The following is a 16,633-nucleotide window of genomic DNA, read 5'->3' on the forward strand; positions in this document are numbered from 1 at the left end:
ATACTGCCAAGGACAACCCCGCTCCTCGCGCTGTGTCCGTGGCACACCGGCCGATAGTGTATTGGTTTCATTGATGGCAAAATGATGCCATGCGCATGGATTAAGGAAACCCCATTGAAGCTGGAATTGCGGAACAGCTTGTCGGTCAAGTTGCTCAGGGTCGTGCTGCTGTCGGCGCTCGCAGTGGGCGTCGTGCTCAGTTGTGCGCAAATCGTCTATGACACCTACAAGACCCGCCAGGCTGTCAACAGCGATGCCCAGCGCATCCTCGACATGTTCCGCGACCCTTCGACCCAGGCGGTGTACAGCCTTGACCGGGAGATGGGCATGCAGGTCATGGAAGGCCTGTTCCAGGACGAATCGGTACGCATGGCATCCATCGGCCACCCCAACGAAACCATGCTGGCAGAAAAGTCCCGCCCGCTGCAGGACATGTCCATGCGCTGGCTGACCGACCTGATTCTCGGCCAGGAACGCACCTACACCACCCAACTGGTCGGCCGCGGCCCCTACAGCGAATACTACGGCGACCTGAGCATCACCCTCGACACCTCGTCCTATGGCGAAGACTTCCTGATCAATGCAGTGATCATCTTCATCTCCGGCGTGCTGCGTGCCCTGGCCATGGGCCTGGTGCTGTACCTGGTCTACCACTGGCTGTTGACCAAGCCGCTGTCGAAGATCATCGAGCACCTGACCCAGATCAACCCCGACCGCCCCAGCCAACACCAGATTCCCCTGCTCAAGGGCCACGAGAAAAACGAACTGGGGCTCTGGGTCAACACCGCCAACCAATTGCTGGCGTCCATCGAGCGCAACACCCACCTGCGCCATGAAGCCGAGAACAGCCTGCAACGCATGGCCCAGTACGACTTCCTCACCGGCCTGCCCAATCGCCAACAACTGCAGCAGCAACTGGACAAGATCCTCGTCGATGGCGGCCGCCTGCAGCATCGCGTGGCGGTGCTGTGCGTGGGCCTGGACGACTTCAAGGGCATCAACGAGCAGTTCAGCTACCAGGTCGGTGACCAGTTGCTGCTGGCCCTCGCCGACCGCCTGCGGGCCCACAGTGGCCGCCTGGGGGCGCTGGCGCGGCTGGGGGGCGACCAGTTCGCCCTGGTCCAGGCCAATATCGAGCAACCTTATGAAGCGGCCGAACTGGCCCAGAGCATCCTCGACGACCTGGAAGTGCCGTTCGACCTCGACCACCATCAGATCCGCCTGCGCGCCACCATCGGCATCACCCTGTTCCCTGAAGACGGCGACAGTACCGAGAAGTTGCTGCAGAAAGCCGAACAGACCATGACCCTGGCCAAAGCCCGCTCGCGCAACCGCTACCAGTTCTACATCGCCAGCGTCGACAGCGAGATGCGCCGCCGCCGCGAGCTGGAAAAAGACCTGCGCGAAGCGCTGCCGCGCAATCAGCTGTACCTGGTGTACCAGCCGCAGATCAGCTACCGCGACCACCGCGTGGTCGGCGTCGAGGCCCTGCTGCGCTGGCAGCACCCGGAGCTGGGCATGGTCCCGCCCGACCAGTTCATCCCGCTGGCCGAGCAGAACGGCAACATCATCACCATCGGCGAATGGGTGCTCGACCAGGCGTGCCGGCAGCTGCGCGAATGGCACGACCTGGGCTTCAGCGACCTGCGCATGGCGGTCAACCTGTCGACCGTGCAACTGCACCACAGCGAGCTGCCGCGGGTGGTCAACAACCTGCTGCAAGCCTATCGCCTGCCACCGCGCAGCCTGGAGCTGGAAGTCACCGAGACCGGCCTGATGGAAGACATCAGCACCGCCGCCCAGCACCTGCTCAGCCTGCGCCGCTCCGGGGCGCTGATCGCCATTGACGACTTCGGCACCGGCTACTCCTCGCTCAGCTACCTGAAGTCGTTGCCGCTGGACAAGATCAAGATCGACAAGAGCTTCGTCCAGGACCTGCTCGACGACGATGACGACGCCACCATCGTCCGTGCCATCATCCAGCTGGGCAAGAGCCTGGGCATGCAGGTCATCGCCGAAGGCGTGGAAACCGCCGAGCAGGAGACCTACATCATCGCCCAGGGTTGCCACGAGGGTCAGGGCTACCACTACAGCAAGCCCCTGTCGGCCCGCGAGCTGACCAACTTCCTCAAGCAGGCCCAACGCAACCAGGTCTCGATGTTCTAGCGCTGGCGCCCCCGGTTACAGGCCGTGACCGGCATTTACATGAATTGCGCGTTCGCCCCTTTACAGCAAATGCAAATCTTTCGCATGATGTTGCGGTTTCGCGTGCCACGCCGCACGGTCCAACCACACGACGCAGGGAAACCAACAATGATTCGAATGCCTCTGGCCTCCGCCAGTCTGCTGGCCATCGCCATCGCTCTCGCCGGTTGCGGCGAAAAAGATGACAAGGCTGCCGCTCCGCAAGCCCAGGCACCTGCTGCCGCCAGCACCCCCGCTGCGGCGCCTGGGGCTGTCGATGAAGTGGCTGGCAAGGCGGTGGTCAAGCACTACGCCGAACTGGTCTACGCCGTGTACAGCGACTCGCTGAGCACCGCCAAGGCCCTGCAGACCGCTGTCGACGCGTTCCTTGCTCAGCCCAACGACGAAACCCTGAAGGCCGCCAAGGAAGCCTGGTTCGCCTCGCGTGTGCCGTACCTGCAGAGCGAGGCCTTCCGCTTCGGCAACACCATCATCGATGACTGGGAAGGCCAAGTTAACGCATGGCCGCTGGACGAAGGCCTGATCGACTACGTCGACAAGAGCTACGAGCACGCCCTGGGCAACCCGGCCGCCAGCGCCAACATCATCGCCAACACGGAGATCCAGGTCGGCGAAGAGAAGGTCGACGTCAAGGACATCACCCCAGAGAAGCTGGCCAGCCTGAACGAGCTGGGCGGCTCCGAAGCCAACGTCGCCACCGGCTACCACGCCATCGAATTCCTGCTCTGGGGCCAGGACCTGAACGGCACCGGCCCGGGCGCCGGCAACCGCCCAGCCTCCGACTACCTGGAAGGCAACGGCGCCACCGGCGGCCACAACGACCGCCGTCGTGCCTACCTGAAAGCGGTCACCGACCTGCTGGTCAAGGACCTCGAAGAGATGGTCGGCAACTGGGCACCGAACGTCGCCGACAACTACCGCGCCAAGCTGGAAGCCGAGTCAGTCAACGACGGCCTGCGCAAGATGCTGTTCGGCATGGGCAGCCTCTCGCTGGGCGAACTGGCGGGCGAGCGCATGAAGGTCTCGCTGGAAGCCAACTCGCCTGAAGACGAGCACGACTGCTTCAGCGACAACACCCACTACTCGCACTTCTACGACGCCAAGGGCATCCGCAACGTCTACCTGGGCGAGTACACCCGCCCGGATGGCAGCAAGGTGACCGGCCCGAGCCTGTCGTCGCTGGTGGCCAAGGTTGACCCGGCCACCGACGCCACCCTGAAGGCCGACCTGGAAGCCACCGAAGCGAAGATCCAGGTGATCGTCGACCACGCCCTGAAGGGCGAGCACTACGACCAGCTGATCGCCGCCGACAATGCGGCCGGCAACCAGATCGTGCGTGATGCCATCGCCTCCCTGGTCAAGCAGACCGGTGCGATCGAGCAAGCCGCAGGCAAGCTGGGCATTACCAACCTGAACCCGGACACGGCCGATCACGAATTCTGATCCCTGCTGTAGCGGTTCTGAAGAAGGCGGCCCTCGGGTCGCCTTTTTTGTTTTGTCCTCCCTGACACTGATTTCATCCAGCAATTGCAAATTGCTCTTATTCAAACATCCCCACTTTGCTAAGCTTGCACGCCGGTTTTTCGCTCACGCCCAGGGTTCTAGATGTCCTCGTCGCTGTTCCGACTCTCTCCTCTGCTGCTGGCCTTTGCCCTCGGTGCCTGTGATGACGCCCCGCGTTTCACCCAGGCCGAGCCCGGCGAAGCGCTGTCGGGTGGCAAGGCGACGGTCCAGCGCAGTGATCGCAATGCCTACTCCCTGCCTTCGGCCAACCTCTCGCCCGAGCGGCGCCTGGACTTTGCCGTCGGCAACAGCTTCTTTCGCAACCCGTGGGTGATCGCCCCGTCCACCACCACCGCGCGCGATGGGCTCGGCCCGCTGTTCAACACCAATGCCTGCCAGAACTGCCACGTACGCGATGGCCGTGGCCACCCGCCAGCGCTCGATGACAGCAACGCGGTGTCGATGCTGGTGCGCCTGTCGATCCCCGACCAGCCTTACCTGGCCAAGGTGATCGAACGCCTGGGCGTGGTCCCCGAGCCGGTGTACGGCACCCAGCTGCAGGACATGGCCATTCCCGGGGTGGCGCCGGAGGGCAAGGTGCGGGTGACCTACGCCAACCAGCCCGTCACCTTCAAGGACGGCCATCAGGTCGAGCTGCGCCGCCCAAGCCTGCAGATCACCCAGCTTGGCTACGGCGCGATGCACCCCGACACCCGTTTCTCGGCCCGCGTGGCGCCGCCGATGATCGGCCTTGGCCTGCTCGAAGCCATCCCCGAAGCCGATATCCTGGCCAACGAAGACCCGGACGACCGCAACCGCGACGGTATCCGTGGCCGTGCCAACCGGGTCTGGGACGACGCCCAGGGCAAAACCGTGGTTGGCCGCTTCGGCTGGAAAGCCGGGCAACCCAGCGTCAACCAGCAGAACGTCCATGCGTTTGCCGGCGACATGGGCCTGACCACCACCCTGCAACCCAAGGACGACTGCACCGCGGCGCAAGTCGACTGCCTGGCCGCCCCCAACGGCGATGGCATCGGCGGCGAAAAGGAAGTCAGCGACAACATCCTGCGCCTGGTGACCTTCTACACCCGCAACCTGGCAGTGCCTGCCCGTCGCGACGTGGCTTCGCCGCAGGTGCTGGCAGGCAAGAACCTGTTCTTCCAGGCCGGTTGCCAAGGCTGCCATACCCCGCAATTCACCACCGCCGCAAACGCTGCAGAGCCTGAGCTGGCCGGCCAGGTGATCCGCCCCTACAGTGACCTGCTGTTGCATGACATGGGGCCGGGCCTGGCCGATGAACGCACCGAATTCGCCGCCAATGGCCAGGACTGGCGCACCCCGCCACTGTGGGGCATAGGCCTGAGCGAAACGGTCAGTGGCCACAGCCAGTTCCTGCACGACGGCCGCGCCCGCAACCTGCTCGAAGCCGTGCTCTGGCACGGTGGCGAAGCGCAAGCGGCGCGCAACTTCGTACTCACCTTCAATGCCGAGCAGCGCGCCGCGTTGCTGGCTTTCCTGAATTCACTTTAAACGCGCAAGGAGCCGGGCATGTTCCGACCTAAACTGTTGTTCACCAGCCTCGCCGCACTCGCCCTCGGCGCCTGCTCGCCGCAGGACCCGCAAGCGGTGACCTCCGCCGCCATCGCCAAGCAGGTGATCCTGCCCACCTACAGCCGCTGGGTCGAAGCCGACCGCCAGCTGGCTGTCAGCGCCTTGGCCTATTGCGAAGGCAAGGCCAGCCTGGACACCGCCCGCGCCGACTTCCTTACGGCGCAAAAGGCCTGGGCCGAGCTGCAACCCTTGCTGGTCGGCCCACTGGCCGAAGGCAACCGTCCTTGGCAGGTGCAGTTCTGGCCCGACAAGAAGAACCTGGTCGGCCGCCAGGTCGAGCAACTGGTCAACGCCGACAAGCCCGTCGATGCCGCTACCCTGGGCAAGGCCAGCGTCGTGGTACGCGGCCTGTCGGCCTACGAGTACATCCTCTTCGACAGCAAGCCGGATGTTGCCACGCCTGAACAGAAGGCCCGCTACTGTCCATTGCTGGTGGCCATCGCCGACCACCAGAAGGCCCTGGCCGAAGAGATCCTCAAGGGCTGGAACAGCACCGACGGCATGCTCTCGCAGATGACCAAGTTCCCCAACCAGCGCTACGCCGACTCCCACGAGGCCATCGCCGATCTGCTGCGCGCACAGGTCACCGCCCTGGATACCCTGAAGAAAAAGCTCGGCGCCCCCATGGGCCGGCAGAGCAAGGGCATCGTCCAGCCGCTGCAGGCCGAAGCCTGGCGCAGCCATTCTTCGCTCAAAAGCCTGGAGGCCAGCCTGAAGGCTGCCCAGGCGGTCTGGGTCGGGGTCGACAACCAGGGCTTGCGCGGGCTGCTGGGCAGCGACCAGAAGGCCTTGGCGGGCAAGATCGACGAGGCTTACGCTACGTCCATCAAACTGCTGGCCAACAACCAGAAGACCCTCGGCGAGCTGCTGGCCGATGACGCCGGCAAGCAGACCCTCAACCAGATCTACGACAGCCTCAACGTCGTCCACCGCCTGCACGAAGGCGAGCTGGCCAAGGCGTTGAATATCCAGCTGGGCTTCAATGCCAACGACGGTGACTGATCATGCTGCGACGCCAGGCCCTCAAACTCGGTAGTGTATTGCTCAGCGCCCTGACCCTGGGCGGCTGGAGCCTGTTGCGCAACAAAGGCGGCGAACCTCTGCTGCTCTCGGCGCGTGACGACGGCGATGGCAAGCATTATGCCGTCGGGTTTCGCCTGGACGGCACCCAGGTGTTCAGCACACAGGTTGCCCAGCGTTGCCACGCCATCATCAACCACCCCGAGCTGCCCATCGCCCTGTTCGTCGCCCGTCGCCCGGGTACCGAAAGCTACCTGGTCGACCTGCGCGACGGGCGTCTGCTGCAAACCGTGACCTCGCAGCCCAACCGCCACTTCTATGGCCACGCGGTCATCCACAAGGATGGCGAGTGGCTGTACACCACCGAGAACGATACCCGCGACCCTGGGCGCGGCGTGCTCGGCGTCTACCGTTTCGAGGGCGAACGCCTGGTGCACAGTGGCGAGCTCTCGACCCACGGTATCGGCCCGCATGAAGTCGCCTGGCTACCAGACGGCGAGACACTGGTGGTGGCCAACGGCGGCATCCGCACCGAGGCCGAAAGCCGCGTGGAAATGAATCTCGACGCCATGCAACCGAGCCTGGTGCTGATGCAGCGCGACGGCACCCTGCTGAGCAAGGAAACCCTCGCCCAGCAGATGAACAGCGTGCGTCACCTGGCTATTGGCGACGACGGCACCATCGCCGCCTGCCAGCAGTTCATGGGCGACGCCGATGAGACGGCCGAGCTGCTGGCCATCAAGCGCCCGGGCGAGCCGTTCAAGGCTTTCCCGGTGCCGGAGCGGCAGTTGCAGGCCATGGCCCAGTACACCGCCAGCGTTGCCATTCACAGCGACTTGCGACTGGTGGCGCTGACGGCGCCGCGGGCCAACCGCTTGTTCGTCTGGGACCTGGACAGTGGCGCGGTGAAGCTGGATGCACCAATGCCCGATTGCGCTGGGGTGGGTGCGGTGAAAGATGGCTTTGTCGTGACCTCCGGGCAGGGGCGTTGCCGCTTTTACGATTGCCGCAAGGCCGAGCTGATCGGGCAACCGATGCAGCTGCCTTCCGGGTTCTGGGACAACCACCTGCACCTGGCCTGAGGTTCACCCGTGTAGGAGCGGCCTTGCCGGGGCGCCGGACCGGTCGGAAAGGGCTGCGCAGCGGCCCCAGCAATTTTTGCCTGTACGCTCAGATCCTGGGGCTGCTGCGCAGCCCTTTCGCGACGCAAGGCCGCTCCTACACAGAGGCGGTGCGAATACATCCCCCATCCTGCCAAAAACAGTCAATACTTGCCCCATCCACACGTGGGCAGGGTCGCCCGTTGTCGTGTCAAAACGAATAACAACCACGTATCCAAGGAACCGGACCTATGCTGCGCCGCCGCATGCTCATCATGTTGGCCGTCGTTCTGCTGATCGTGTTGGCCTTGGGGGGCTACAAGGCCTACTCGATCTACCAGCAGATCCAGGTGTTCACTGCCCCCAAACCGCCCATCACCGTGGCAGCGGCGCTGGCAGAAGAACGCCAGTGGCAAGAGCGCCTGCCCGCCGTCGGCAGCCTCAAGGCATTGCAAGGCGTCGAGCTGAGCCTTGAAGTCGAAGGCATCGTCAAAAGCCTGCACTTCGACTCCGGCCAGAAGGTCAAGGCCGGACAACTGCTGCTGCAACTCAACGACGACCAGGAAACCGCCCTGCTCGGCACCGCCCAGGCCGACCTGGGCCTGGCCAAGGTCGATTTCGGCCGGGGCAGCCAGCTGGTGGTCGACTCGGCCATTTCCCGTGGCGAGTACGATCGCCTCACCGCCCAGTACCGGCGTAATCAGGCAGTGGTCGATCAGCTCAAGGCCTCGAAGACCAAGAAAAGCATCAGTGCCCCCTTCAGCGGCACCATCGGCATCCGCCAGGTCGATGTCGGCGACTACCTGGCAGCCGGCACGGTGATCGCCACCCTGCAAGACCTGTCCAGCCTCTACGTCGACTTCAACGTGCCCGAACAGGCCCTGCCGCACCTGAGCCTGGGCCAGCAGGTACTGCTGCAGGTGGCGGCCTACCCCGGCCAGACCTTCCCCGCCAGCCTCAGCGCCATCAACCCCAAGGTCGAGGAAACCACCCGCAACCTGCTGGCCCGCGCCACCCTGGCCAACCCCGACGGCAAGCTGCTGCCGGGCATGTTTGCCAACTTGCTGATCCTGTTGCCCGACCCGCAGCCACGCGTGGTAGTACCAGAAAGCGCCATCACCTACACCCTGTATGGCAACTCGGTGTATGTCGCCACGCCCAAGCAAGGCGAGGACGGCACCCCGGAGAAAACCGACGATGGCCAACCCCGGCTCAGCGCCGAACAACGCACCGTGCAGACCGGCGAGCGCCGCGACGGCGTGGTGGTGGTCAGCAAGGGCCTGAAGGCTGGCGAGCAGGTGATCACCGCCGGGCAGCTGAAACTGACCCCGGGCGCGGCGATCCGCATCGGCCAGGACAAGGCGCTCACGCCTGATCACGGCACCCCGCACAACGACTGACAGGAGGCAGGCATGGCGTTCACCGACCCGTTCATCCGCCGCCCGGTCCTGGCCAGCGTCGTCAGCCTGCTGATCTTGCTGCTGGGCTTTCAGGCCTGGAGCAAACTGCAGATCCGCCAGTACCCGCAGATGGAGAACGCCCTGATCACGGTGACCACCGCCTACCCGGGTGCCAACGCCGAAACCATCCAGGGCTATATCACCCAGCCCCTGCAGCAAAGCCTGGCCAGCGCCGAAGGCATCGACTACATGACCTCGGTGAGCCGGCAGAACTTCTCGATCATCTCTATCTATGCGCGCATCGGCGCCGACAGTGACCGTTTGTTCACCGAACTGCTGGCCAAGGCCAACGAGGTGCGCAACAAGCTGCCGCAAGACTCCGAAGACCCGGTGCTGAGCAAGGAGGCCGCCGATGCCTCGGCGCTGATGTACATCAGCTTCTACAGCAAGGAAATGAGCAACCCGCAGATCACCGACTACCTGTCACGGGTGATCCAGCCCAAGCTTGCCACCCTGCCGGGCATGGCCGAGGCCGAGATTCTCGGCAACCAGGTGTTCGCCATGCGCATCTGGATCGACCCGGTGAAGCTGGCCGGCTTCGGCCTCTCGGCAACCGACGTGACCAGCGCCGTGCGCCGCTACAACTTCCTCTCCGCTGCCGGCGAGGTGAAAGGCGAGTACGTGGTCACCAGCATCAATGCCAGCACCGAGCTCAAGTCTGCCGAGGCGTTCGCCGCCCTGCCGGTCAAGACCAGTGGCGACAGCCGGGTGTTGCTGGGTGATGTGGCACGGGTCGAGATGGGCGCAGAAAACTACGACACGGTCAGCTCGTTCGACGGCATCCCCTCGGTGTACATCGGCATCAAGGCCACACCGGCCGCCAACCCGCTGGAAGTGATCAAGGAAGTCCGGCGCATCATGCCGGAGCTTGAGAGCCAGCTGCCCGCGGCGCTGAAGGTGTCGATTGCCTACGATGCCACGCTGTTCATCCAGGCCTCCATCGACGAAGTGATCAAGACCCTCGGCGAGGCGGTGCTGATTGTCATCGTCGTGGTGTTCCTGTTCCTCGGTGCCCTGCGCTCGGTGCTGATCCCGGTGGTGACCATCCCGTTGTCGATGATCGGCGTGCTGTTCTTCATGCAGATGATGGGCTACTCGCTCAACCTGTTGACCCTGTTGGCGATGGTGCTGGCGATCGGCCTGGTGGTGGACGACGCCATCGTCGTGGTGGAAAACATCCACCGGCACATGGAAGAAGGCAAATCGCCGTTCGATGCGGCGCTCGAAGGTGCCCGGGAAATCGCCATGCCGGTGGTCTCGATGACCATCACCCTGGCGGCGGTGTATGCCCCTATCGGCTTTTTGACCGGGCTTACAGGAGCGCTGTTCAAGGAATTCGCGCTGACCCTGGCCGGTGCAGTGATCATCTCCGGCATCGTCGCGCTGACCCTTTCACCCATGATGTGCGCGCTGCTGCTGCGCCCGGAACAGAACGCCACAGGCCTTGCCCACCGCCTCGACCGGCTGTTCGAGCGCCTCAAGGTGCGCTACCAGCGCCTGCTGCACGCCACCCTGAACAGCCGGCCGGTGGTGCTGGTGTTCGCGGTGATCATCCTGTGCCTGATCCCGGTACTGCTCAAGTTCACCCAGAACGAGCTGGCGCCCAACGAGGACCAAGGGGTGATCTTCATGATCAGCAGCTCGCCGCAACCGGCCAACCTCGACTACCTCAATGCCTACACAGACCAGTTCACGCCGCTGTTCAAAGCCTTCCCCGAGTACTACTCGTCGTTTCAGATCAACGGCTTCAACGGTGTGCAGAGCGGCATCGGCGGCTTCCTGCTCAAGCCGTGGAACGAGCGCGAACGTACGCAGATGGAGCTGCTGCCGCTGGTGCAGGCCAAGCTTGAGGAAATCGGCGGCCTGCAGATCTTCGGCTTCAACCTGCCGTCGCTGCCCGGCACCGGTGAGGGCCTGCCGTTCCAGTTCGTGATCAACACCGCCGGGGATTATCCGGCACTGCTGGAAGTGGCCCAGCGCATCAAGGCGCGCGCCCAAGCGTCAGGCAAGTTCGCCTTCCTCGACATCGACTTGGCCTTCGACAAACCTGAGGTGGTGGTCGATATCGACCGCGCCAAAGCGGCGCAGATGGGGGTTTCGATGGACACCCTGGGCGGCACGCTGGCGACCTTGCTGGGCGAGGCGGAAATCAACCGTTTCACCCTGGAGGGCCGCAGCTACAAGGTGATTGCCCAGGTCGAGCGGCCGTACCGCGACAACCCCGGCTGGCTGAACAACTACTACGTGAAGAATGACCAGGGCCAGTTGCTGCCCCTGTCGACCCTGATTACCCTCAGCGACCGCGCCCGCCCGCGCCAGCTCAACCAGTTTCAGCAGTTGAACTCGGCGATCATCCAGGGCGTGCCCATGGTCAGCCTGGGCGAGGCCCTGCAGACCGTGCAGGCCATCGCCCGCGAAGAGGCCCCGGAAGGTTTTGCCTTCGATTATGCCGGGGTGGCACGCCAATACGTCCAGGAAGGCAGCGCCCTGTGGGTGACCTTCGGCCTGGCGCTGGCGATCATCTTCCTGGTGCTGGCCGCGCAATTCGAGAGCTTCCGTGACCCCTTGGTGATTCTGGTGACGGTGCCGTTGTCGATCTGCGGTGCGCTGCTGCCGCTGTTCCTAGGTATCTCCAGCATGAACATCTACACCCAGGTGGGGTTGGTGACCCTGATCGGGCTGATCAGCAAGCACGGTATTCTGATCGTCGAGTTCGCCAACCAGTTGCGCGAAGAAAAAGGCTTGAGCGTGCGCGAGGCGATCGAGGAAGCGGCAGCCATTCGCCTGCGGCCGGTGCTGATGACCACCGCGGCAATGGTGTTCGGCATGGTGCCGTTGATCCTGGCAACCGGTGCGGGGGCGGTGAGCCGGTTCGATATTGGGACGGTGATTGCGACCGGGATGTCGATCGGGACGCTGTTTACCTTGTTTGTGCTGCCTTGCATCTACACCTTGCTGGCACACAAGACGCAAGCCAAGGAAACATCGATCGCCTGAAGCGGCCCCACAAAAAAGCCAGAGGCCCCGCGATACGGGGCCTCTGGCTTTTTACACTCAACCAGGGTTCAGCCGAACGGCCGCAACCCCTGACGCAAGCCGAACAGGAACAGCAACAGGTCCTGATCTGGCTTGGCCTGCGCTTGCTGCTTTGCCACCCGCGGCAATGCGCACTGGTCCGCCATCTCGGCCTTGCTGAACACCATCGGCTTCGGCTCTTCCCAGGCGGCCACCGCCACGGTGGTCACGGCCAACCCGGCGACCAGGAACAAAGCTCGAGCGATTTCTAGTTTCATTGCTCTAACCCTTTGACAACGCTGCCAAACGCCATCTGGTAAAAGTAGAGCAATGTTTTCCATTCCGCATCATTCAACGACGAGTGGCGGCGCAGCTGACGCAGGTCGTTACCGGCCGCACGCTGGCAGCTGATACGCCGCCGGCACTTCTCCAGGTCCAGCAGGGCGACTTCGACCCGCGCCTGTTCGCCCTCGCCGATGACCTTGATGAAGACATGCTTGCCATACAGGCAGCCGTGTTGCCAATGCCCCAGGTGCATGCGCGCCAGGTTATCGGCCAGGTCCTTGAGCATGCGCTCATGCACCACCTGCGGATAACGCTCGCGGGCACCCTCGGCATGCCAGGTGTCGAGTTCAATAAAGCCATCCAGCGCTTCGCTGACCAGCAGCGCCCGCCATTGATGATCGGCATCGCGCTCGGCACCACAAAAGACGATGCGCGGTACACGCACACCCAATTGCTCGAAGCTGTTGAGCGCATCGAGTTCACGCAATACGGTCGGCCGGCCAAAAGGGTGCAGCAAGCTGCGGTAGATGTGCCCGACCTGGCGCTTGGCATACAGCAGTTTGCCGCTGGCGTCGTTGAGGCGCTGCACGCCACTCTCGCCACCCCGCCGCTGGTTGGGTTCCTCGACCCACTCACCCTGCTGGCGCCAGTAAAAATCGAACCGCGATTCCCCGTTCCGGGCTACAGCCATCAAACACTACCCCTTGCGCAATACATAGACTCGCCACATGGCATAGAACGGCAGGAAGTCCAAGCGTTCCTGAATTCTGAAGCCGGCTGCCTTGAATTCTTCTTCGACCGTATCCGCTGGTAACACGAAACGGTTCTGGTAATTGTCCTGCTCAGTCTTGGCGCTACGGCGCTGCTCGAGCTTTTTCCGGCGCCAAGCCTTGAAGTTGCCATCAACCCACAGCGACAGGATCACACTATCACGGCTAACCCGTTGAAATTCCGAAAGAATCGTCTTTCTGTGGGCGGCTTCGCCAATGTGGTGGAACAACCGCATGCAAAAAATGCTGTCGACCGAATTGTCCGGCAGGTCGATGGCGAACGCTGACGTCTGCAAGGGCCGTACCCGTGCGACTACCTCTGGCGGTTGCGCGGCACAGGCTGTCTCGATCATCGCCTCGGAGTTGTCGGCACCGATGATCACCCGGTTGGGTTTTTCCGCCAGCAGCGGCCAGAAGCGCCCCGCACCGCAGGGCAGGTCCAGCACCAGGCCCGGCTCACCGGCCAAGGCCAGGGCGCGACGCGCCAACTGCTCGTCACGTTTGTGGGAAAGGCGACGTGCCAGGCCATCCTGATGCTTGAGAAAATATTCGCGCGCGTGTTCTTGGTCGTATTTTTCGGAAAATTCAAGCTTGATGGGGCTACGCATTGGGCATCTCCTGACTCCAGTACGCCCACTTTAGGAAAGCAAGCGTTGGAATCAGGTTATGCCAATGTGAAAAAAGTGTTAGTCCTTTCGGGAGGTATTACCAAACATTACCCAATGAGCGACGAAGGGTCACCCACCTCCACACTTTTGCTGAGGTCCACCTGGAAGCGGCAGCCGTGCGGCAAGGTCGATGTCAGGGTGACCCGCCAGCCCTGGTCGTCACAGATGCGCTGCACCAGTGACAGGCCCAAGCCCAGCCCTTCGCCCCGCCGTTCGGCGCCGCGCACGAAGGGTTTGAACATCGCCTCGCGCTGCTCTTCCGGAATGCCTACACCACTGTCTTCCACGCTGAACCCATTGGCTTCAAGGCTCAGGCGAATGTAACCGCTGTCGGTGTAGTGCGCGGCGTTACGCAGCAGGTTGCCCATCACCGACTGCAGGAAGGTGGCGTTGTACAGCACCGGGCTGGCGCTGACTCGACCATCGAAATAGAGGGTGAGCCCTTTCTGCTCGATGGTATCGCGCCACACGCCGGTGAGTTCGTCGGCCACCTCGCGCAGGGTTGCCTTCGAGGCCACGGCGCCCTCGTCGCGCTGGGCACGGGCCAGCATCAGGAAGGTCTTGACCAGTTCGCGCATCTCCTCGGTAGCCCGGGCGACCCGCTCGACCTGGCTGCGCGCACGCGGGTCCAGTGTCTGGTTTTCCATCAGCAGTTCGCACGACGTGGCCAGCACCATCAACGGCGTGCGCAGTTCGTGGCTGACGTCGCTGGTGAACAGCCGCTCGCGGGTCAAGGCATCGCGCAGACGGCCCAGCGTGTCGTCGAAGGCAACGGCCAACTGGCCGACTTCGTCTGCCGCATAATCGGGCGCCAAGGGCGGCGCCAGGCCGAGCAGCTGGTCACGATGGCGTACCTGACGCGCCAGGCGGATCACCGGCGCCATCACCCTGCGCGCCACCAGCCAGCCAAGGATGACGGCCAGCACCAGGCTGAGCAGAAAGCCCACGACCACCACAGCAAACAGCACGCGCTCGCGCTCTTCGAAATCGCTCTGATCCTGCAATAACACATAACGGCGACCGTCGACGATCTCGACCATCGCGTGGTACGACAGCTGATCGCGAAACACCTCATGGAAGCCGCTGTCGAGATGACGCAAGTCTTTGGGCAACTCGAAATCATCACGCCCGCCGCTGAAATAGAACAGCTGGTCAGGGCGCGGTCGATGGCTCCAGTCGCTCACACTGTCCATGCGCAACAGGCGCTGCAGGTCGCCCCCCAGCACCGTGGAAATCAGCCGCTCTTCAACCAGATGCACGGTGGCGACGATGCCGAAGGCGAAGGCCCCGGCGACCAGCGCGCTCATCAACGCAAAGGCGATGATGATGCGCTGGGCAAGGCTTTGCTTAAACTCCATCGCGGCCCTCGGCGAGGCGATAGCCGACGCCATGGACGGTATGCAGCAGCGGTTTTTCGAACGGTTTGTCGATCACCTGGCGCAACTGGTGCACATGGCTGCGCAGGCTGTCGCTGTCTGGGCAGTCGTCGCCCCACAGGGCTTCTTCCAGTACCTCGCGACGCAGCACGTGCGGGCTTTTCTGCATCAGCACGGCAAGCAGCTTGAGGCCGACCGGGTTGAGCTTGAGCAGGCGCCCCTGACGCGTGACTTCGAGGGTGTCGAGGTCGTAGCTGAGGTCGGCGACCTGCAAGGTGCGGCGGCCTCCGCCCTGGGCGCGGCGCAGCACCGCTTCGATGCGGGCGGCCAGCTCCGACAGGGCAAAGGGCTTGAGCAGGTAATCGTCGGCCCCGGAGCGGAAGCCTTGCAGGCGGTCGTCCAGTTGATCGCGGGCGGTGAGCATGATCACCGGGGTGTCACGCCGGGCGTCTTCGCGCAGGCGCTTGCACAGGGTGTAGCCATCGATGCCGGGCAGCATGATGTCGAGCACGATCAGGTCGTAATGCTCGGTGGCCGCCAGGTGCAAACCTGACAGGCCGTCCTGGGCGCAGTCGACGGTGTAGCCTTTCATGCCCAGGTAATCAGCCAGGTTGGCAAGGATATCGCGGTTGTCTTCAACCAATAGAATGCGCATCGGGGTCTCCTGTGCGGCGCTTCGCTGTGGTGCGCGGCAGGCGCAGCTTAAGGCCAATGCCTGCACTGTGCCACCCCCAGGCGAAATTCGCCGCCGTTGACAGTTTTTTCACTGATCCTTCACGGACACAGGATAGCGGCCACTCGATAATGCCCGATCTTTTTTGCGCCCTGGAGTCGTCATGCACGAACGTAGCCGCCCTCGCCCGATCAACCTCTGGGTGTACCTGGGCATCCCGCTGGTGACGGCAGTGGCCTTGGTCCTGCTTGAGCTGACCTCGGTCGACATGGACGTGGCCAACCTGTTCTTCGACCCGGCCGCCGGGCAATTCATCGGGCGCCACAGCTACTGGCTGGAGAACGTGCTGCATGACGGGGTCAAGCAGGCGGTGATCCTGCTGGGCTTGCTGGCGTTGCTGACATTTGCCCTGAGTTTCTTCTGGAAACGCTTGTTTGGCTGGCGCCGAGAACTGGGCTGCCTGGTGCTGGCGTTGAGTTTGTCCACAGCGTTCGTCACACCGCTTAAAAAGGTCACCCAGGTACAGTGCCCGTGGAGCCTGAGCCAGTTTGGCGGCAAGGAAACCTACAGCAAGCTGCTGGAGGCGCGGCCCGCTACCGACAAGCCAGGGCTGTGCTGGCCAGGCGGGCATGCCGCGACCGGTTTTTGCCTGTTTGCGCTGTTCTTCGCGCTGCGCGACCGTCGCCCGCGCCTGGCCCGGGTGGCATTGGTGGTAGCAGTGGTGGCCGGTTCAGTGTTGTCGGTTGGGCGGATGATGCAGGGCGCCCACTTTCTGTCGCACAACGTGTGGACCGCGGTGTTCTGCTGGTTGATCGGGTTGGGCTCGTACTACCTGGTTCTGTATCGGCGGGGCATGGTCGAGGCGCCTGCCGCTGAGCGCCGCGTTGCCTGAGTGAGGGGCCGCAGAAGAACGAAAAAGCCCCGGCTCTCGCGAGCCGGGGCTTTTT

At 63.5% G+C, this 16,633-nt stretch carries 13 protein-coding genes; 8 read left to right on the forward strand and 5 right to left on the reverse strand.

What is annotated here, in order from left to right; all coding sequences use genetic code 11:
• The first annotated feature begins 114 nt into the window (after positions 1-114).
• The 7 genes from PC358_RS23160 (at position 115) to PC358_RS23190 (ending at position 11,896) form a co-directional block, all read left to right on the forward strand.
• Positions 115-2,166, forward strand: coding sequence for a putative bifunctional diguanylate cyclase/phosphodiesterase (locus tag PC358_RS23160; RefSeq protein ID WP_033702797.1), 2,052 nt, complete (start codon positions 115-117; stop codon positions 2,164-2,166).
• Positions 2,167-2,313: 147 nt separating this feature from the next.
• Positions 2,314-3,648: an imelysin family protein gene (locus PC358_RS23165; RefSeq protein WP_033702798.1), complete on the forward strand. Its 1,335-nt coding sequence runs from the start codon at positions 2,314-2,316 to the stop codon at positions 3,646-3,648.
• Positions 3,649-3,810: 162 nt separating this feature from the next.
• A complete protein-coding gene (locus tag PC358_RS23170; protein WP_033702799.1) occupies positions 3,811-5,238 on the forward strand; it encodes a di-heme oxidoreductase family protein in 1,428 nt (475 codons plus the stop codon).
• 18 nt (positions 5,239-5,256) lie between these two features.
• Positions 5,257-6,321 carry an imelysin family protein gene (locus PC358_RS23175; RefSeq protein ID WP_033702800.1) on the forward strand — a complete coding sequence of 355 codons (1,065 nt, stop codon included), beginning with the start codon at positions 5,257-5,259 and terminating at the stop codon, positions 6,319-6,321.
• 2 nt (positions 6,322-6,323) lie between these two features.
• A complete protein-coding gene (locus PC358_RS23180; RefSeq protein ID WP_033702801.1) occupies positions 6,324-7,421 on the forward strand; it encodes a DUF1513 domain-containing protein in 1,098 nt (365 codons plus the stop codon).
• Positions 7,422-7,690: 269 nt separating this feature from the next.
• Entirely contained in the window at positions 7,691-8,839 is a 1,149-nt protein-coding gene (locus PC358_RS23185) for an efflux RND transporter periplasmic adaptor subunit (protein WP_033702802.1), read from the forward strand.
• Between the two features lie 12 nt (positions 8,840-8,851).
• Positions 8,852-11,896: a multidrug efflux RND transporter permease subunit gene (locus PC358_RS23190; RefSeq protein WP_033702803.1), complete on the forward strand. Its 3,045-nt coding sequence runs from the start codon at positions 8,852-8,854 to the stop codon at positions 11,894-11,896.
• Between the two features lie 68 nt (positions 11,897-11,964).
• Here PC358_RS23190 and PC358_RS23195 read toward each other — a convergent pair whose 3' ends face one another.
• The 5 genes from PC358_RS23195 to colR all read right to left on the reverse strand — a co-directional run bounded on the left by PC358_RS23195 (position 11,965) and on the right by colR (position 15,668).
• Complete coding sequence (locus tag PC358_RS23195) at positions 11,965-12,192, reverse strand: hypothetical protein (protein WP_033702804.1); 228 nt, start codon at positions 12,190-12,192, stop codon at positions 11,965-11,967.
• Positions 12,189-12,890, reverse strand: coding sequence for a lipopolysaccharide kinase InaA family protein (locus PC358_RS23200; protein ID WP_033702805.1), 702 nt, complete (start codon positions 12,888-12,890; stop codon positions 12,189-12,191). Before PC358_RS23200 ends, PC358_RS23195 begins: the two co-directional genes overlap by 4 nt.
• A 6-nt stretch (positions 12,891-12,896) precedes the next feature.
• Positions 12,897-13,577, reverse strand: a complete 681-nt coding sequence (locus tag PC358_RS23205) for a class I SAM-dependent methyltransferase (protein WP_033702806.1) — start codon at positions 13,575-13,577, stop codon at positions 12,897-12,899.
• 107 nt (positions 13,578-13,684) lie between these two features.
• Positions 13,685-14,995, reverse strand: coding sequence for a sensor histidine kinase (locus PC358_RS23210; RefSeq protein ID WP_033702807.1), 1,311 nt, complete (start codon positions 14,993-14,995; stop codon positions 13,685-13,687).
• Positions 14,985-15,668: a two-component system response regulator ColR gene (colR, locus tag PC358_RS23215; protein ID WP_003255215.1), complete on the reverse strand. Its 684-nt coding sequence runs from the start codon at positions 15,666-15,668 to the stop codon at positions 14,985-14,987. The genes PC358_RS23210 and colR overlap by 11 nt, the downstream gene beginning before the upstream one ends.
• A gap of 181 nt (positions 15,669-15,849) precedes the next feature.
• Here colR and PC358_RS23220 point away from each other — a divergent pair, with 181 nt between their 5' ends.
• The gene (locus PC358_RS23220; protein WP_033702808.1) at positions 15,850-16,578 is read left to right on the forward strand and encodes a phosphatase PAP2 family protein; all 729 of its coding nucleotides are present in this window, start codon (positions 15,850-15,852) and stop codon (positions 16,576-16,578) included.
• Positions 16,579-16,633: the final 55 nt, after the last annotated feature.

Source organism: Pseudomonas capeferrum, assembly GCF_000731675.1.
GTDB lineage: Bacteria > Pseudomonadota > Gammaproteobacteria > Pseudomonadales > Pseudomonadaceae > Aquipseudomonas > Aquipseudomonas capeferrum.